Annotated in this window: 15 protein-coding genes; 3 read left to right on the top strand and 12 right to left on the bottom strand. The window is 67.2% G+C overall.

Annotated features, from left to right (window positions below; genetic code table 11):
- The first annotated feature begins 9 nt into the window (after positions 1-9).
- Together AC07PT_RS13350 and AC07PT_RS13345 are read left to right on the top strand one after the other, a co-directional pair.
- A complete protein-coding gene (locus AC07PT_RS13350) occupies positions 10-993 on the top strand; it encodes a bile acid:sodium symporter family protein (protein WP_492347919.1) in 984 nt (327 codons plus the stop codon).
- Between the two features lie 124 nt (positions 994-1,117).
- The gene (locus tag AC07PT_RS13345) at positions 1,118-2,038 is read left to right on the top strand and encodes an SMP-30/gluconolactonase/LRE family protein (RefSeq protein ID WP_494656934.1); all 921 of its coding nucleotides are present in this window, start codon (positions 1,118-1,120) and stop codon (positions 2,036-2,038) included.
- Positions 2,039-2,046: 8 nt separating this feature from the next.
- Here AC07PT_RS13345 and AC07PT_RS13340 read toward each other — a convergent pair whose 3' ends face one another.
- From AC07PT_RS13340 to AC07PT_RS13300, 9 genes are all read right to left on the bottom strand, one after another.
- Positions 2,047-2,871 (bottom strand): phosphodiesterase, encoded by an 825-nt coding sequence (locus AC07PT_RS13340; protein ID WP_494656933.1) that lies wholly within the window; start codon positions 2,869-2,871, stop codon positions 2,047-2,049.
- 41 nt (positions 2,872-2,912) lie between these two features.
- Positions 2,913-3,974: an ABC transporter ATP-binding protein gene (locus AC07PT_RS13335; protein ID WP_492347922.1), complete on the bottom strand. Its 1,062-nt coding sequence runs from the start codon at positions 3,972-3,974 to the stop codon at positions 2,913-2,915.
- The gene (locus AC07PT_RS13330; protein WP_492347923.1) at positions 3,964-4,761 is read right to left on the bottom strand and encodes an ABC transporter permease; all 798 of its coding nucleotides are present in this window, start codon (positions 4,759-4,761) and stop codon (positions 3,964-3,966) included. Before AC07PT_RS13330 ends, AC07PT_RS13335 begins: the two co-directional genes overlap by 11 nt.
- Positions 4,762-4,765: 4 nt before the next feature.
- On the bottom strand, positions 4,766-5,602 hold the full coding sequence (locus tag AC07PT_RS13325) for an ABC transporter permease (RefSeq protein WP_494656932.1): 837 nt from the start codon (positions 5,600-5,602) through the stop codon (positions 4,766-4,768).
- 21 nt (positions 5,603-5,623) lie between these two features.
- The gene (locus AC07PT_RS13320; RefSeq protein ID WP_492347925.1) at positions 5,624-6,637 is read right to left on the bottom strand and encodes an ABC transporter substrate-binding protein; all 1,014 of its coding nucleotides are present in this window, start codon (positions 6,635-6,637) and stop codon (positions 5,624-5,626) included.
- A 45-nt stretch (positions 6,638-6,682) separates the two neighbouring features.
- On the bottom strand, positions 6,683-7,693 hold the full coding sequence (locus AC07PT_RS13315) for a LacI family DNA-binding transcriptional regulator (protein ID WP_492347926.1): 1,011 nt from the start codon (positions 7,691-7,693) through the stop codon (positions 6,683-6,685).
- 118 nt (positions 7,694-7,811) lie between these two features.
- Positions 7,812-8,330, bottom strand: a complete 519-nt coding sequence (gene lspA / locus AC07PT_RS13310) for a signal peptidase II (RefSeq protein WP_492348123.1) — start codon at positions 8,328-8,330, stop codon at positions 7,812-7,814.
- A 44-nt stretch (positions 8,331-8,374) separates the two neighbouring features.
- A complete protein-coding gene (gene ileS, locus AC07PT_RS13305) occupies positions 8,375-11,221 on the bottom strand; it encodes an isoleucine--tRNA ligase (protein WP_494656931.1) in 2,847 nt (948 codons plus the stop codon).
- A gap of 117 nt (positions 11,222-11,338) precedes the next feature.
- Complete coding sequence (locus AC07PT_RS13300) at positions 11,339-12,349, bottom strand: bifunctional riboflavin kinase/FAD synthetase (protein WP_492347928.1); 1,011 nt, start codon at positions 12,347-12,349, stop codon at positions 11,339-11,341.
- 177 nt (positions 12,350-12,526) lie between these two features.
- Between AC07PT_RS13300 and AC07PT_RS13295 the strand changes: the two genes are divergently transcribed.
- Positions 12,527-13,087 (top strand): HNH endonuclease, encoded by a 561-nt coding sequence (locus tag AC07PT_RS13295; protein ID WP_494656930.1) that lies wholly within the window; start codon positions 12,527-12,529, stop codon positions 13,085-13,087.
- Positions 13,088-13,157: 70 nt separating this feature from the next.
- Here the strand turns inward: AC07PT_RS13295 and AC07PT_RS13290 are convergent, their stop codons facing one another.
- From AC07PT_RS13290 to AC07PT_RS13280, 3 genes are all read right to left on the bottom strand, one after another.
- The gene (locus tag AC07PT_RS13290; RefSeq protein ID WP_494656929.1) at positions 13,158-14,582 is read right to left on the bottom strand and encodes an alpha/beta fold hydrolase; all 1,425 of its coding nucleotides are present in this window, start codon (positions 14,580-14,582) and stop codon (positions 13,158-13,160) included.
- Positions 14,583-14,678: 96 nt separating this feature from the next.
- Positions 14,679-15,794, bottom strand: coding sequence for an acyl-CoA dehydrogenase family protein (locus AC07PT_RS13285; RefSeq protein ID WP_494656928.1), 1,116 nt, complete (start codon positions 15,792-15,794; stop codon positions 14,679-14,681).
- 12 nt (positions 15,795-15,806) lie between these two features.
- On the bottom strand, positions 15,807-16,985 hold the full coding sequence (locus AC07PT_RS13280) for an acyl-CoA dehydrogenase family protein (protein ID WP_494656927.1): 1,179 nt from the start codon (positions 16,983-16,985) through the stop codon (positions 15,807-15,809).
- Positions 16,986-17,045: the final 60 nt, after the last annotated feature.

Here is a 17,045-nt window from a genome sequence, read left to right as displayed (position 1 = left end):
GGAGGCCGCATGGCGCGTTCCCGATTCCTTCCCGACAACTACACCTTCGCCATCCTGGGCACCGTGGTGCTGGCCAGCGTGCTGCCGGCCTCGGGCCAGGTGGCCCAGGGCTTCGAGTGGCTCACCGTGGCCGCGGTCAGTCTGCTGTTCTTTCTGCACGGCGCCAAACTCTCGCGTGACGCGGTGCTGGCCGGCATCAGCCACTGGCGCCTTCACCTGGTGGTGGTGGCCAGCACCTTTGTGCTGTTTCCGCTGCTGGGTTGGGCGCTGCGGCCCGTGCTGCAGCCGCTGGTGACGCCCGATCTGTACCTGGGCGTGCTGTTCCTGTGTGCCCTGCCGGCCACGGTGCAGTCGGCCATTGCTTTCACGGCAGTGGCCCGCGGCAACATGCCGGCGGCGATCTGCAGTGCCTCGGCCTCCACCCTGATGGGCATCTTCATCACCCCGCTGCTGGTGGGCCTGTTGCTGCAGCGCCATGCGGCCGGGGGGGATCCGCTGGCCGCCATCGGCCACATCATGCTGCAGTTGCTGGTGCCTTTTTTGGCGGGCCACCTGCTGCGCCCCTGGATCGGCGACTTCGTCAAGAAGCGTGCCGCCATGCTCAAGTACGTGGACCAGGGCTCCATCCTGCTGGTGGTCTACACGGCTTTCAGCGCCGCCGTGATCCAGGGCCTGTGGAAGGACATGCCGCTCACCTCGCTGCTGGGCTTGCTGGTGGTGTGTGCCGTGATCCTGGCCCTGGCCCTGGCCAGCACGACCTTGCTGGCCCGCAAGCTCGGCTTCTCGAAGGAGGACGAGATCACCATCGTGTTCTGTGGCTCCAAGAAAAGCCTGGCCAGCGGCGTGCCCATGGCCAAGGTGCTGTTCGCTTCGGGCACCGTCGGGGCCATCGTGTTGCCCCTGATGCTGTTCCACCAGATGCAGTTGATGGTGTGTGCGGTGCTGGCCCAGCGCTACGCCAGCCGGGCCCAAATCGCCAACGACGAGCACTGAAGCCGTCCGGGTGTCTTCGGGCTCCCCGTGTCGCCTGACGGACTGACACCTGGTGGGCCTCTCCTTACAACGGTGGCGCTGCGGCTGTTCGCAGCGCGACATCATTTGCAGGGAGACAACACCCATGGCGATCGAACTCGAACTCACATGCCTGGCCTCAGGCCTTCAATTTCCCGAGGGGCCTGTGCTGCTGCCCGACGGGCATCTTTTGCTCACCGAGATCCAGCGCGGCACGCTGAGCCGCATCACGCCGCAGGGTGAGGTGCAGGTGGTGGCCGAGCTGGGGGGGGGCCCGAACGGCGTGGCCATCGGCCCCGATGGGGCGGCCTATGTGACGAACAACGGGGGCTCGTTCCGTTTTCACGCGGTCGATGGGCTGAACATCCCGGGCGCCACGCCGCCCGAGCACCAGGGCGGCAGCATCCAGCGGGTCGACCTGGCCACCGGCGAGGTGCGCACCCTGTACACCCATTGCGAGGGCCAGCGCCTGATCGGCCCCAACGACCTGGTCTTCGACCGCCAGGGGGGCTTCTGGTTCACCGACCATGGCTGCGGCAACGAGCACTCACGCCAGTTCGGCGGTCTGTATTACGCCCTGCCCGATGGCTCGCGCATCGTGCGTGCCGGCCCGCCGCTGCTGGCCCCCAACGGCGTGGGCCTGTCGCCCGACGAAAAAGTGGTCTATGTGGCCGACACCTACCTGGGCCGGCTTTGGGCCTTCGATGTGCTGTCGCCCGGCGTGGTGCAGACCGTGTCGCCGTTCCAGCCGGCGCGGGTGGTGGCCAACCTGCCGGGTTGCCAGTTTCTGGACAGCCTGGCCGTGCAGGGCGACGGCAAGGTGTGCGTGGCCACCATCCTCAACGGCGGCATCACGGTGTTCGACCCGGCCACGGGCCTGACCGAGCATGCCGCGGTGCCCGATCTGATCTGCACCAACCTGTGCTTTGGCGGGCCCGACTTGCGCGATGTCTGGATCACCGCCTCGGGCACGGGCAAGGTGTACCGCGGCCGTTGGCCCAGCTCGGGCTTGAAGCTCAATTTCTGATCCGTCGATCAGTCAATCAGTTGCCCGCCGTCGTGAAACGGGTAGGGGCCCGGGTAGTTGCCGCTGGCCACGGTGTGGCTGATCAGCACGCCGGCCTCGCTCCAGGCGTGCAGGCCGAAGCCCGGGGGCTCGAGTGTCCAGGCCGAGGCTGCGTCGGGCGCCAGGTCCAGGCAAACCTGGTGGGCCGGTGACGGCACGGTCTGCGCGAGCGTGCCGCCAAAACGCACCTGGATGCTGCGGTGCAGGTGGCCGCAGATGACCCGCTGCACCTGGGGGTGGCGCGCCACCAGGGCCTCCAGCTCGGCGGCACCCTGAAGCAGGCCGATCCGGTCCATGTGACCGATCAGGGTCTGGAACGGCGGGTGGTGCAGGGCCAGGATCACCGGGCGCTGGGCTTGCCGCTCCAGCTCGTCGGCCAGCCAGGCCAGCCGTTGTGGGCACAGCGCGCCATGGCTGGCGCCGGGCACCACGGTGTCGAGGGCGATGACTTGCAGCGGGCCCACCGGCACGCTGTACTGCACAAAGCCCTCGGTGCCCAGGTAGGCGTGCTCAGGAAAGCTCGCGCGCAGCTGGTCTCGGTCGTCGTGGTTGCCGGGCAGCAGGTACACCGGCATGGGCAAGGGGGCCAGCAGTTTGGCCAGGTGCTCGTATTCGGCCGCCCGGCCAAAGTCGGTCAGGTCGCCGGTGATCACCACGGCCTGGGGCGCTTGCGGCAGGTGCAGCAGGGTCTGCACGGCCTGGGCCAGGTAGGGGGCGGTGTCGAGGCGGCCATAAGCCAGGCGGCCGGGCTCGCGGATGTGCAGATCGGACAGTTGGGCCAACAAGGTGTTCATGGGGGGCAAGGCATCGGTCGGGTGGGGGAGGGGCAGACCGCTCAGGCGCTGACGGCTTCGGCCGGCATCAGGCTCTGGGGGGCGACACGAACCCCGACGGTATCACCGGCGCGGGCCGGGTGATCGCGGTCCACGTCGACCGAGATCAGCGGCTGGTGCGGCAGGCTGAGGCTGAGCTGCACGCGCTCACCCAGAAAGCGCCGTTGCATCACCTGGGCCTCGGCCACGTCGGGGCGGGCCTCGCACAGCTCAATGTCTTCGGGGCGCAGCAGCAACTGGGGCTGATCACCCCAGACGGGGGGGCAGGGCAGTTCGATCCGGCCCAGCTTCAGCACGTGGCGGCGGCGCGCGTCTTCGTCGCGCTGCAGCCGGTTCACGCGGCCCAGAAAAGTGGCCACAAAGGGGTGCTCCGGGCGGCGGTAAAGGGTTTCACCGTCGCCCACCTGCACGATGCGCCCGGCCTGCATGACGGCCAGGCGATCGGCAATGGCCAGGGCTTCCTGCTGGTCATGGGTGACGTGTACCGCGGTGATGTGCAGGCGACGCAGCAGTTCGGCCAGTTCGTCGCGCAACTGCTCCTTGAGCTTGGCGTCCAGGGCGGTCAGCGGTTCGTCCAGCAGCAGCACGCGCGGGCGCACGGCCACGGCGCGTGCCAGGGCCACGCGCTGGCGCTGGCCGCCCGAGAGTTCGGCCGGGCGCCGGTGCTCCAGCCCGTTCAGGCGCACCAGATCGACCAGTTCGCCCACCACGCGCCGCTGCTCGGCCACCGGGGTGCCGCGCAGGCGCAGGCCGTAGCCGATGTTGGCCGCCACCGTCATGTGTGGAAACAGCGCGTAATGCTGAAACACCATGCCGATGCCGCGCCGTTCGATCGGCAGCCGGGTGACGTCGGTGTCGCCAAACAGCAGGCGACTGCCCTCATCGGGCAATTCCAGCCCGGCGATCAGGCGCAGCAGCGTGGTCTTGCCGCAACCTGAGGGGCCCAGCAGCGCCAGCACTTCGCCGGGTTCGATGGTCAGGGTGGTGGGGTGCAGGCCACGGGTGCCGTCGGGGTAGGTTTTGGCGCATTGGACGATGTCCACGCGCGTGCGTTCAAGTTCCAAGGTGTTTCTCCATCAGGCGACCCAGGCCCTGCAGGCCCCACAGCACCGGCAGGATCACCAGCAGGAAGACCAGGGTGTAGGCCGAGCCCACCTCCAGGCGCATCGAGGCGTAGCTGTCGGCCAGGCCCACGGGCAGGGTTCGGGTCAAAGGGGTGTGCAGCATCCAGGTGAGGTTGAATTCACCCACCGAGAGCGTGAAGACCATCAGGCAGCCCGACACGATGGCCGGCAGCACGGCGGGCACCAGCACGCCCAGAAAGCGTTGGTCGAAGCGCGCGCCCAGCGAGCGGGCCGCTTCTTCGAGCGAGCGCAGCTCGTCACGCTGAAAGGCCGCGGCCACGGTGCGCACCATGAAGGGCAGGGTGAAGACGATGTGGCCGATCAGCACAAAGCCGTAGCTCTGGCGCAGGCCCTGCCAGGCGCCATAGGTGAGGATCAGTGCCAGTGCACTGGCCAGGCCGGGCACGGCCACCGGGAGGGTCAGCAGCTCTTCCAACAAGCGGGCCCAGCGCGAGCGGCTGCGCGCCAGCGCGTAGGCACAGGGCACACCCAGCAGCAGGCAGGCCAGCACACAGGTGCCCGCCAGGCCCAGCGAGGCCAGCACCGTGCTGCCATAGGTGTCCCAGACCTCGCCCAGCCAACGGGTGGTGAGGCCGCTTTTCAGGCCCCGGGGGTAGTTGTTGAGCAGGCCGGCCAGCACTGACAGGGCCATCGGGGCCAGCATGAACAGGGCGACCAGGGCCGTCAGTGCCAGCAGCAGGGGGGAGGTGGATCGCGCGTGGCGCATGGCATCAGGCTCCGGCAAGGGGCGCTTTGTGGGCGTTGCGGGCGTCGGGGCCCAGTTTTCGGGCCAGCCACAGCACGCCCCAGGTCATCGCGCCCAGGCTCAGCGAGAGGCTGGCCGCCAGCGCGAAGTTGGCGTAGTTGGTGAACTCGTTGTAGATCGTGATGGGCAGCACCTCGTACTGGCTGGCCAGCGTGAAGGCGGTGCCGAAGGCCCCCATGGCGGTGGCAAAGACCATGGCGCCACAGGCCACGGTGGTGGGGGCCAGCTCGGGCCACCAGACATCGCACACCACGCGCCAGGGGCCTGCGCCGAGCGAGCGGGCGGCCTCTTCCAGGGCCGGGTCCATGGCGCCTGCGGCGGCGGTGTAGCTGCCGATGGCCCGCGGCAGCGAAAAGTACAGGTAGGCCAGGAACAAGCCACCCAGCCCGTAGGCCAGGGTCACGCGGCCCGCACCCAGGGCTTCGGTCAGGTCGGCCACCAGGCCCTGGCGCCCGCCCAGCAAGATCATGAAGAAGCCGATGATCACGCCCGGAAACGACAGCGGCAGCGTCAGCAGCGACAGCAGCAGCCCCCGCCCCGCAAAGCGCCGCCGCGCCAGGGTCACGCCCACACCAGCGCCCAGCGCCAGGGTGGCTGCGGTCACCACCAGTGACAGGCCCAGGGTCTGCAGCAGGCTCTTCAGGTAGCGGGCCTCGGTCAGCACGGCGAAGTAGGTGGCCCAGCCCTTCTGGGCGGGCAGGGCCACGAGTTGCAGCACGGGCAGCAACCAGAAGGCGGCAAAGAAGGCCAGCGCCGGTGCGGCGCAGGCCAGCCTCAGGGCCTGGGGGGACAGTGTGGGCATGGTGAGGCCGTGGTGGAGGGCTTACTGGGCTTCTTTGAGGTAACGCTCCGAGAAGGCCTTCTGCACGGCCGCCATCTTGGCGTAGTCGATCGTCCGGGCGCGGGCGTACTCGCTGGCGGGCAGGAAGCGGGCCTGCACCTCTTTGCTCATGGCACTGGCCCGCACCGGGCGCAGGTAGGCGTTGGCCCACAGGGCCTGGCCTTCGTCCGACAGCACGAAGTCGAGCACCTTGCGGCCGTTGTCGGCGTGCGGGGCGTTGGCCACCAGGCTCATCACATAGGGCACCACCAGCGTGCCTTCGGCTGGGATCACGAACTGCACATTGGCCTGGTCCTTGTACTTGGCGCGGTAGGCATTGAAGTCGTAGTCAAGCAGGATCGCGATCTCACCCGACAGCACGCGGGCGTACGAGGTCTGCTTGGGCACGATGGGCTCGTTTTTCTGCAGGGCCTTGAAGTAATCGATGGCCGGTCCGAAGTTGTCCAGCGAGCCGCCGCGGGCCTGGTTGATGGCCACGGCACCCACGTAGCCCACAAAGGCCGAGGCCGGATCGAGGTAGCCGATCAGGCCCTTGTAGTCGGGCTTGAGCAGGTCGGCCCACGACCTGGGCACCGGCTTGCCCTTGAGCGCATCCACATTGACCATGAAGCCCAGCGTGCCCGAGTGGATGGTGAACCAGTGGCCTTGCGGGTCTTTCAGGCCCTCGGGGATGTCGGCCCAGGTCGCCGGCTTGTAGCTGGCCACCACGCCTTCTTTCTGGGCCTGGATGGCAAAGGTGACGCCGAGGTAGGTCACATCGGCCACCGGGCTGGCTTTTTCGGCCACCAACTGGGCCAGCGACTGGCCCGAGTTCTTGTTGTCGGGCGGCACGGTGACGCCGGTCTTGGCCTTGATGGCCTTGATCTGGCTGCCCCAGTCGGCCCATTCGGTCGGGCAGTTGTAGCAGATGGCGTTCTGGGCCAGGGCCAGGGTGCTGGCGGCCAGGCCGGCGGCCAGGACGCTGGCACGCAGCAAGGGGGTGATGAGTTGTCGCATCGGTTCACTCCAGGGTTGTGAAAAGAGAGAGGTAAAGAGAAGGTGTCAAGAGGCCAGGGGTTGGTCGGGCGAGGCGCAGGTCTCGCCCACCCGGAAGCCATGGGCCAGGCTGCGGCTGCCGCTGGGCGGCGGTGGCAGGCCTTCCTGCAGGGCCTGCAGCAGCCATTCGACGCTTTGGCGCCCCAGCTCGGCATTGGGTTGGGTGATGGTGCTCAGGCGCAGGCTCAGGTCTTCGCCCAGGGCGATGCCGTCAAAGCCCACCACACTGAGCTGGCCGGGCACCGACAGCCCGGCCAGGCGGGCGGCGCGCAGGCAGCGCAGGGCCAGCAGGTCGTTGGAGCCGATCAGGGCGGTGGGCCGGTGCGGCCCGCGCAGGTGTTCGATCAGGGTGTGCTGGCTGGGCTCCAGAAAGGGCACCTCCAGCACCGGGGCCGGGTTCAGGCCGGCGGCGCGCATGCCGGCAGCGTAACCACGGCAGCGTTGCTGGGCGCGGTCGGAGGCGGTGCGCTGGCCGCTGACCATGGTGATGTGCCGATGTCCTTGCTGCACCAGCCGGCCCACCAGGGCCGCCACCGCCTGTTCACCGTCCACCGACACACAGGGGTGGGCCGGGTGGCGGTTGTAGCAGAGCACATAGGGGTGGCCCAGGGTCTGCAAGCGCCGCAGCGCGGACGACTCGGCCGGGTCGCTGACCACCAGGATCATGCCGTCCACATTGCCCGCCAGCAGGCTGGCCACGGCCTGCTCTTCGTGGGCCAGGCGGTAGTCGGTGGTCAGCGGCACGATGGCATGCCCTGCCGCGCTGGCGGCGCTGGCAATGCCCTGCAGGCATTCGGCAAACACCGGGTTGACCAGGGTGGGCAGCACCACGCCCAGCGTGCGGCTGCGCTGCGTGCGCAGGGTGCGGGCACTGGCGTTGGGCAGGTAGCCCGTGTCTTGGGCGGCTTGCTCGACGAGGGCCCGGGTCTCGGGGGCCACCTTGGCGGGCAGGTTGAACACCCGCGACACCGTGGCCACCGACACCCCGGCCCGGCGAGCTACTTCCTGGATGCTCATGGGGGCTGGAGATTCAATGTAAACGTTTACATTGAACCGTCAGCGTGTGACGAGGTGATGACGGGAAGAGGAAAAAACGAGAAAGCCCGATCCGGTCGCCGGATCGGGGCTGGGGCGTTCAGCGCCCGCGCTTCACGCGCAGCAACTCATCGAGCACCAGGCAGATGGCGCCCAGGGTGATGGCACTGTCGGCAATGTTGAAGGCTGGGAAGTAGCCACCCGGGAACATGGGGGCCAGAAAGTCCCAGTGGAACTGCAGAAAGTCGACCACATAGCCATGCAGCAGCCGGTCCACCACGTTGCCGATGGCGCCGCCCAGGATGCTGGACAGGGCAAACGAGAACAGGCGTTGGCCGCTGTGCTGACGCAGCTGCCACAGGATGAAGCCAGCGGCGGTCAGCCCGATGCCGGTGAACAGCCAGCGCTGCCAGCCCGCCGCGGTGGCCAGGAACGAGAAGGCTGCACCGGTGTTGTGGGCCCGCACGATGTTGAAGAAGCTCAGCACGGTGGTGCTGTCGTGCAGGTGGTAGTAGCCCAGGATCAGCACCTTGGTGAACTGGTCCACGATCAGCACGATCAGCGCCCAGGCCAGCCAGGGCAGCAGGGCCCCCAGGGGGCCGCCCCCTGTCTTCACCATCTGGGCCTTCGGGGCACCGCCGCCCTTGCCGCGTGGCGCAGCCATCAGGCGAAGGCCCGGCTTTCGCCAGCCCCATGCAGGTTGCTGTCACAGCGGCCGCACAGGGTCGGGTGGGCGGGGTTGCTGCCCACATCGTCACGGTAGTGCCAGCAGCGTTCGCACTTGGCGGCGCTGGAGGGCGTGACGCTGGCGCTGGGTTCGCTGTCGGCGGCGGCCTCGGTCAGGCTGGCAGCCGAGGTGATGAAGACGAACTTCAGGTCATCGCCCAGGCTTTGCAGGGCGGCCAGCAAGTCGCTGCCCGCCGGCACGGCCAGGTTCACATTGGCCTGCAGCGAGGCGCCCACCTGGCCGGCCGAGCGCAGGGCTTCGATTTCCTTGTTGACCACTTCACGGGCGGCACGAATGCGGTCCCATTTGTCGAGCAGGGCGGCTTCGGTGGCGCCGAAGTTCCAGTAGGTGTCGATGAAGATCGATTCGGAGTGGCCCACCAGCTTCCAGGCCTCTTCGGCCGTGAAGCTGAGGAACGGTGCCATCCAGCGCAGCATGGCCTGGGTGATCTGGTACAGCGCCGTCTGGGCGCTGCGGCGTGCCAGGCTCTTGGGCGCGGTGGTGTAGAGGCGGTCTTTCAGCACGTCGAGGTAGAAGGCGCCGAGGTCTTCCGAGCAGTAGACCTGCAGCTTGGCCACCACGGGGTGGAACTCGTACTTTTCGTAGTGCGCCAGGATGGTGTCCTGCAGCTGGGCCGCGCGGGCCAGGGCATAGCGGTCGATCTCCAGCAACTGGTCGGCCGGCACGCTGTCGGTGGCAGGGTTGAAGTCGCTGGTGTTGGCCAGCAGGAAACGCAGGGTGTTGCGGATGCGGCGGTAGCTGTCGACCACGCGGGCCAGCACCTTGTCGTCACCGGCGATGTCGCCCGAGTAATCGCTGGCGGCCACCCACAGTCGGATGATCTCGGCGCCCAGCTTCTTGCTGACCTCATCGGGCTCGATGCCGTTGCCCAGCGACTTGCTCATCTTGCGGCCCTGGCTGTCCACCGTGAAGCCGTGGGTCAGCAGCCCGCGGTAGGGCGCGCGACCTTCGACGGCCGAAGCCAGCAGCAGCGAGGAGTGGAACCAGCCGCGGTGCTGGTCATGGCCTTCGAGGTACAGGTCGGCCTCGGGGCCGCTTTCGTGGTGAGCGGCCGGGTGGGTGCCGCGCAGCACATGCGAGAAGGTCGAACCCGAGTCAAACCACACCTCCAGGATGTCGCTGCTCTTGGTGTAGTGCGGCGCGTCTTCGGCGCTCAGGATGTCTTCGACCGTGACGCGGCTCCAGGCCTCGATGCCACCCTGCTCGATCAGCGCGATGGCGCGGTCGATGATGGCCATGGTGTCGGGGTGCAGCTCGCCGCTGTCCTTGTGCAGGAAGAAGGGCAGGGGCACGCCCCAGCTGCGCTGGCGGCTGATGCACCAGTCGGGGCGGCCGGCAATCATGTCGTGCAGGCGGGCCTTGCCGTTCTCGGGGTAGAAGCTGGTCTGTTCGACCGCGGCCAGGGCGATCTGGCGCAGGGTCTGCGGGGCCTTGTCGGTGGTGAAAACGCCCTCGCCTTCGTCCATGCGCACAAACCACTGCGCGGCGGCGCGGTAGATCACCGGCGTCTTGTGGCGCCAGCAGTGCGGGTAGCTGTGGACGATGTCGTGGGTGGCGAACAGGCGGCCGGCGTTGCGCAGGGCCTCGATGATCACCGGCACGGCCTTCCAGATGTACTGGCCGCCGAACAGCGGGAAATCGGCCGCGTAGGTGCCGTTGCCCTGAACCGGGTTCAGGATGTCGTCGTAGGCCATGCCATGGGCGACGCAGCTGTTGAAGTCATCCACGCCATAGGCGGGCGACGAGTGCACCAGACCGGTGCCGTCGTCGGCGGTGGCGTAGTCCGCCAGGTACACCGGGCTGAAGCGGGCGTAGCCGGGGTCGACGTCGTACAGCGGGTGCTTGAAGTTGATCAGGCCCAGGTTCTTGCCCAGGGTGGTGGCCAGCACCTCGCCGTTCAGGGCGTAGCGCTCCATGCACTTCTCGACCAGCGAGGCGGCCAGCACCAGCAGGCCACGCTCGGTCTTGACCAGGGCGTAGTCCAGTTCGGGGTTCAGGTTCAGTGCCTGGTTGGCCGGGATGGTCCAGGCGGTGGTGGTCCAGATCACGGCAAAGGCGGGCTGGTCCAGGGCCGCCAGCCCGAAGGCCGCGGCCAGCTTGGCGGGCTCGGCGCACTCGAAGGCCACGTCCAGGGTGGTGCTCTTCTTGTCGGCGTATTCGATCTCGAACTCGGCCAGCGAGCTGCCGCAGTCAAAGCACCAGTACACGGGCTTGAGGCCGCGGTAGACGAAGCCGCGCTCCATCACACGCTTCAAGACACGCAACTCGCCGGCCTCGTTGGCGTAGTTCATGGTCTTGTAGGGGTTGTCCCATTCGCCCAGCACCCCCAGGCGCTTGAAACCGGCCATCTGGATGCCGATCTGTTCATTGGCGAAGGCGCGGCTCTTGGCCTGCATGTCGTCGCGGCTGAGGTTGCGCCCGAACTTCTTTTCGATCGCGTTTTCGATCGGCAGGCCGTGGCAGTCCCAGCCCGGCACGTACATGGCGTCCATGCCCTTGAGCTGGCGCGCCTTGACGATCATGTCCTTGAGGATCTTGTTGACCGCGTGACCCATGTGGATCTGGCCGTTGGCATAGGGTGGGCCGTCGTGCAGGATGAACTTCGGGGCACCGCAGCGGGCGTCGCGCAGCTTTTTGTAGATGCCTTTGTCCTCCCAGTCCTGCACCCAGCCCGGTTCGCGCTTGGGCAGGTCGCCCCGCATCGGGAAGGGGGTGTCGGGTAGGTTCAGGGTGCTGCGGAAATCAGGGGTTTGTTCAGCCATGGCTTTGTGTTGGATGGGGCATTGACAGGCTCAAACCCGGGCGCGGCCCGGTACGGGGAGAAGTCAGCCGTTTGCCCTGAGCCTGTTCCAAGGGGCGCGCAGCACGGTGTGCCGGCGTTAAATTCGGTCGCGGGTGGTCTGGCGATGGGTCTCTGCGTGCATGGACGCCAGAAACCGGCGAGCGTCATCGCAGTCCTGGTTGATGCCCTTCATCAGGGCGTCCAGACCGTCGTACTTGAGCTCGTCATGCAGTTTGTGCAGCAGTTCCACGCGGACAATTTTACCGTAGCCCCCGTCGGCACCCAGCGAGGCAGGCCAATCGAAGCAATGGGTCTCCAGCAGGACGCGTCCGCCATTGACGTCATTCGGGTCCAGGGACGGGCGCACACCCAGGTTGGCAACGCCCTCGACAGGGCGTTCGACCAGCCCATGCACGCGCACCACGAAGATGCCGCTGGCGGCGGGTTTCCAGTGCGAAAAGCGCAGGTTCAGGGTGCGGAAACCCAGCTCACGCCCCAGTTTGCGGCCATGCACCACATGACCGCTGATGGCATAGGTGCGGCCCAGCAGGCGGCCCACCGCCTCCAGGTCGCCGCGGCCCAGGGCCTCGCGCACGGCGGAGCTGGACACCCGCAGCCCGCGCACCTCGTAGCTGTTCATGCGCGCCACATCAAAGCCGCGCGCCGATCCGCTGGCGTCCAGCAGGGCGTAGTCCCCGGCGCGCTTGGCACCGAAACGGAAGTCGTCGCCCACCAGCACGTAGCGCACGCCCAGCCCTCGGATCAGCACATCGTCGATGAAGCCCTCGGGGGGCTGGCTGGCCAGCCGGGCATCAAAGGGCAGCACCACGGTCTGGTCTATGCCGCAGCGGGCCAGTTCTTCGAGCTTGTCGCGCAGGGTGCCGATGCGCGCCGGTGCCAGCTCGGCCCGGCCGGTGGCAGCTGCAAAGTAGTCGCGCGGGTGGGGCTCGAAGGTCAGCACGCAACTGGGCACGCCGCGGTGCTGGGCCTCGTTGCGCAGCAAGGCCAGCATGGCCTGATGGCCGCGGTGCACGCCGTCGAAGTTGCCGATGGTGAGCGCGCAGGCAGGGGCAATGCCCGGGTGCTGGAAGCCGCGGAATATCTTCATTGGGATGTTATCTTTTTGATAGCAAGGGGTGCCCGTCAGTCAAGCGCCTGAAGCCAAATTGTCATGAAAACAGGTTATATTGTGCGGCAGCAGGCGCGGCTTCGATGCAAATCGCTGCGGCTGCTCCCGAGATCTGCGTTCCAAGTCAGTGGTTTTCAACCCTTGTAGGAGTGTCACTTGAAGGTCTTGAAGCTGTCCGCCCAGGGCTTGCCCCAGTCCTGGATCACCCTCGAGCAGGCCGTGATTCATTACGCGGCCGGCGAAGTCCGATGGGAGTCGGGCGCCCAGATCGCGGTGTTCCGCGGCGGGCACAACGCGATCACGGGCGAGCAGTCGCAGATCGTGGTCAACAGCATCATCGGCACCAAGGGCGTGCCCAACATCAGCCCTTTTCAGTTGCGCCCGGGCCTGACCAACAGCAAGCTCTTTGCACGTGACCGCAATGTATGCGCCTACTGTGGCGAGCATTTCCACGAAACCGAGCTGACCCGCGAGCACATCGTGCCCTTCGCCCAGAACGGTGTCGACACCTGGATGAATGTGGTCACGGCCTGCAAGGCCTGCAACCACCGCAAGAGCCATCGCACCCCTGAGCAGGCCCGCATGCCCCTGCTTTACGCCCCCTACGTGCCCAGCCTGTGGGAAGACTTCATCCTGCGCAACCGGCGCATCCTGTCGGACCAGATGGAGTTCCTGATGGCGCATGTGCCCAAATCCTCTCGTCTGAGTGCGCATTGAGCGGTGTCTTGGCTTGTGCTGAAGCCATCGTGCGCTGGGCAAAAAGCCCGCGCACGTGGCTTTCGAGACCTCAGTAGGTGAGCTCCAGCATGGTCAGGTGCCCCGCTTCTGCGGGCCAGTTGCGCCCGGCCACGGTTTCTCCATTGAACTGACCCACGACCGCCCGCTGTGCCTGCGCGGGCAGGTGCAGCCGTGCCGATGAGGCGCCCGCCGTGCCACTGGAGGGCACGCCGGGCAGGCTGGCTTGTCCATCCAGGCTCAGGCTGTCGCGGCGCGGGTCAAAGTACCCGCGTGGGCGGGTGAACACCACCACGCTGCCGGGCTGTCGGGCTTCTGTTTCAGCCAGCCGCTCAGCCCGCAGGTGCACCCAGTCGCTGGAGCGGGCAAAGGGGCTGCGGTAGAGGTGGGTGGTGGCGTAGCCCGATGCGCTGATCACAAATTCGTAGGCCTGCCCCGCTTCGGCGGTGAAGGGGCCCCACAGGCCGTCGCTGCCCACGGTCTTCTGATGCACCGGGGCGCCCTGGCGCAGCCCTGTTTCAGCGCCCACCGCGTAGATTTCAAGCTTGGCCCCGGGCAGGGGCAGGTTGTTGGTGTAGCTGCCGCTGGCGGGGTCGAGCGGGTTCAGGCCCAGGCCGGTGATCTTGCCCTGCAGCACCGGTCGGGTTTGCATGGCAATGCCCTGGCGGCGCGGGGCCTCCCCGGTGAGAAAGCGCCACATGGCCTCGAAGGCGGGGCGCGAATAGGCGGTTTCGCGGTGGTCCACGCCTGGGATGATCACATTCTCGGCCCCCTTGAGTTCGGGGCCGGCGGCCGTCACGAAGGTGGGCTGGCCGGGGCGGCCGATCCAGACCCCGTCGGGCGAGGCGAATTTGTCGTTGTGGTCGGACCGGATGGTGAGCCAGCGGGTGGGGGCATCCACCTCGTCACCGGCCGCGTTGCGGGGGCGGTTGAGCTCACTCAGGAAGGGGCCTGTGCCCGAGAACTCGTTGCCTTCGCGAAAGCCGGGAATCGCCCACACGCCGTGGTTGGGCGTGCCCCCCAGGATGGCGTGGCTGACGGTGCGCTGGCCCCCACCATGGCGGATGTAGTTGCGGATGGCGTTGCCGCCCCGCGAGTTGCCGATCAGCACCACCTGGGTGCTGCCGGTGGCTTGCAGCACCCGCTCGACCTCGGCCTTCAGGAAGGCCATGTGCTCGGCGCTGGAGCTGCGACCGGGTTGAGGCTTGGCGTCGTCGTCACGGGCCAGGGGGTAGGGCAGATCGATGGCGAACAGGCGGTCGGCAGGCCAACCTTCGGTCTCGAATCGCCAGGCCGTGGTGATCCACAGGGCGGCCGTGTCGCCATTGCCGTGCACGAAGACGATGGGCGGGCGAGGTGTCGCTGGGGGCGTCAGGCTGGCGCAGCCCGACAGGGCGCCCAGAGCCAGCGCGCTGCCGGACAGTCCGAGGAAGCTGCGGCGTGACAGAGGGGCTTGATGCGGGGTGGTGCGGGGCATGACAAGGTTCCTGAAATTAAAAATGGCCCGCTGCGAGGGGCAACGGGCCATGTTGATGCCGTGATTTGACGGCGCTGTGGCAAGAACCGGGCGGGCTCAGGCAAAAACGCCGGCCGTGTCCTGCATGCGGCTGGACACCTCACCCAATTGGTGCAGGCTGTCGCCGAAAGTCATCTCGAGTTGGGTGAGTTTCTTGAAATAGTGGCTCACGATGTACTCGTCGGTCACGCCGATGCCGCCATGCAGCTGCACGGCTTGCTGGCCCACAAAGCGCATCGACTGGCCCAACTGGTACTTGGCCCGTGCCATGGCGGCGCGGCGTTCGGCGGTCGGGGCATTGAGCTTGAGTGCGGCGTAATAGCTCATCGAGCGCGCCAGCTCCAGCTGCATCTTGATGTCGGCCACGCGGTGGCGCAGGGCCTGGAAGCTGGAGATCACCACATTGAACTGCTTGCGCGTGTTCATGTACTCGACCGTCACGGCCAGGGTCTTGTCCATCACGCCCACGGCTTCGGCACAGGCGGCGGCGATGCCGATGTCGACGGCATGCTCCAGGGCGGTCTGGCCGTCGGCGGTGACCAGGGTGGCCGGGGCGTTGCTGAGGCTCAGCTCAGCCGCTCGACCACCGTCCTGGGTGCTGTAGCCCCGGGCATGGACGCCAGTGGCCTGGCGCTCGACCAGGAACAGCGCGGTTTGGCCGTTGAGCTGGGCCGGCACCAGGAAGGCGTCGGCCTGGTCGCCTGCAGGCACCAGGCTCTTGTGGCCGCTGACCGTGTGGCCTGCGCCGGCGGCCACGGCGGTGGCTTCGGTCGCGTCCAGTCGGTAACGGGCCTTGCGCTCCTGATGGGCCAGCACCACCAGGGCTTCGCCCGAGCCAATGCGGGGCAGCCAGGCCGCCTTGAGTTCGGCGCCGGCGTAGTGGGCCAGCACCGCGCCCGAGATCAGGGCGTGGGCGAAGGGCTCGATCACGATGCCGCGGCCCAGTTCCTCGAGCACCACCATGCCCTCGACCGGGCCCATGCCCAGGCCGCCATCGGCCTCGGGGATGTACAGGCCGGTCAGGCCCAGTTCGGCCAGTTCGCCGTAGGCCTCGCGCGAGAATCCACCGCTGTTGGCAATGCCGCGGCGGCGCTCGAAGTCGTAGCCCTTGTCAACCCATTTGCGCACGGCGTCGCGGAGTTGTTCCTGGTCGTCGGTGAAATCGAAATCCATGTGTGTCTCCTCTCAGCCCAGCACCGTCTGCGCGACGATGTTGCGTTGCACTTCGTTCGAGCCGCCGTAGATGGTGGTCTTGCGCATGTTGAAGTAGGTGGATGCCAGGGGCGCGCAGTAGGCGGCGCCCACGTGCTCGCCCTGCCAGCCGGCGTCCATGGCCTCGTGGATGTAGGGCAGGCTGTAGGGGCCGGCGGCCAGCATCATGAGTTCGGAGTAGCGTTGCTGGATCTCGCTGCCGCGGATCTTCAACAGACCGGCGATGTCGAGCGAGTTCTTGCCCGATTTCTCGGCCGACAGCACGCGCAGCACCAGCATTTCGAGGGCCACCACATCGACCTCCAGCTTGGCGATCTCGTCACGGAAGCGCAGGTCGTCGTGCACGCCTTCGGCCTTGGCGATGCGCTTGAGGCGTTCGAGTTCGCGCTTGGCACGGTTCACGTCGGCGATGTTGGTGCGTTCGTGGCTCAGCAGGTGCTTGGCGTAGGTCCAGCCCTTGTTCTCTTCGCCGATCAGGTTCTCGGCCGGCACTTCGACGTTGTCGAACCAGACCTCGTTGACCTCATGGTCGCCATCGAGCAGCTTGATGGGGCGCACGGTCACACCGGGCGACTTCATGTCGATCAGCAGGAAGCTGATGCCGGTCTGCGGCTTGCCTTCGTTGCTGGTGCGCACCAGGCAGAAGATCCATTCGCCATACTGACCCAGCGTGGTCCAGGTCTTCTGGCCGTTGACGATGAACTTGTCGCCACGGCGCTCGGCGCGGGTCTTGACCGAGGCCAGGTCCGAGCCCGAGCCCGGTTCGCTGTAGCCCTGGCTCCACCACACTTCGCCGCTCGCAATGCCGGGCAGGAAGCGCTGTTGCTGTTCGGCGTTGCCAAAGGCCATGATCACGGGGGCCACCATCACCGGGCCGAAGGGCACGACGCGGGGGGCGCCGGCCAGGGCGCATTCTTCTTCGAAAAGGTGCTTTTGCACGGCATTCCAGCCGGGGCCGCCGAATTCCTTGGGCCAGGCATGGCCCAGCCAGCCTTTCTTGCCAAGAATCTTGGCCCAACGTTGCATGTCGTCACGGGTCAGGCGCAGCGCGTTGTGCACCTTGTGTGACAGGTCGGCGGGCAGGTTTTCCTTGACCCAGGCACGAATCTCTTCGCGGAACTTCTGTTCTTCAGGGGTGAATGCCAAATCCATGGGGTTGTCTCCGAATGAAGCTTTTTGTCGTCCGACCGAGGCGTCGGAAGGCAACCCGCG

The organism is Curvibacter sp. GW821-FHT09D12 (genome assembly GCF_059416245.1).
Note: the sequence above shows the minus strand (reverse complement) of the source record. Positions and strands in the feature narration are given on the sequence as shown.

What these genes read in the sequence shown, in the direction of transcription:
- AC07PT_RS13290 (WP_494656929.1), bottom strand. Translation starts at nt 14,582, where the DNA reads ATGCCCCGCACCACCCCGCATCAAGCCCCTCTGTCACGCCGCAGCTTC.
- AC07PT_RS13345 (WP_494656934.1), top strand. Translation starts at nt 1,118, where the DNA reads ATGGCGATCGAACTCGAACTCACATGCCTGGCCTCAGGCCTTCAATTT.
- AC07PT_RS13325 (WP_494656932.1), bottom strand. Translation starts at nt 5,602, where the DNA reads ATGCCCACACTGTCCCCCCAGGCCCTGAGGCTGGCCTGCGCCGCACCG.
- AC07PT_RS13350 (WP_492347919.1), top strand. Translation starts at nt 10, where the DNA reads ATGGCGCGTTCCCGATTCCTTCCCGACAACTACACCTTCGCCATCCTG.
- AC07PT_RS13300 (WP_492347928.1), bottom strand. Translation starts at nt 12,349, where the DNA reads ATGAAGATATTCCGCGGCTTCCAGCACCCGGGCATTGCCCCTGCCTGC.
- AC07PT_RS13330 (WP_492347923.1), bottom strand. Translation starts at nt 4,761, where the DNA reads ATGCGCCACGCGCGATCCACCTCCCCCCTGCTGCTGGCACTGACGGCC.
- ileS (WP_494656931.1), bottom strand. Translation starts at nt 11,221, where the DNA reads ATGGCTGAACAAACCCCTGATTTCCGCAGCACCCTGAACCTACCCGAC.
- lspA (WP_492348123.1), bottom strand. Translation starts at nt 8,330, where the DNA reads ATGGTGAAGACAGGGGGCGGCCCCCTGGGGGCCCTGCTGCCCTGGCTG.
- AC07PT_RS13320 (WP_492347925.1), bottom strand. Translation starts at nt 6,637, where the DNA reads ATGCGACAACTCATCACCCCCTTGCTGCGTGCCAGCGTCCTGGCCGCC.
- AC07PT_RS13315 (WP_492347926.1), bottom strand. Translation starts at nt 7,693, where the DNA reads ATGAGCATCCAGGAAGTAGCTCGCCGGGCCGGGGTGTCGGTGGCCACG.
- AC07PT_RS13340 (WP_494656933.1), bottom strand. Translation starts at nt 2,871, where the DNA reads ATGAACACCTTGTTGGCCCAACTGTCCGATCTGCACATCCGCGAGCCC.
- AC07PT_RS13285 (WP_494656928.1), bottom strand. Translation starts at nt 15,794, where the DNA reads ATGGATTTCGATTTCACCGACGACCAGGAACAACTCCGCGACGCCGTG.
- AC07PT_RS13280 (WP_494656927.1), bottom strand. Translation starts at nt 16,985, where the DNA reads ATGGATTTGGCATTCACCCCTGAAGAACAGAAGTTCCGCGAAGAGATT.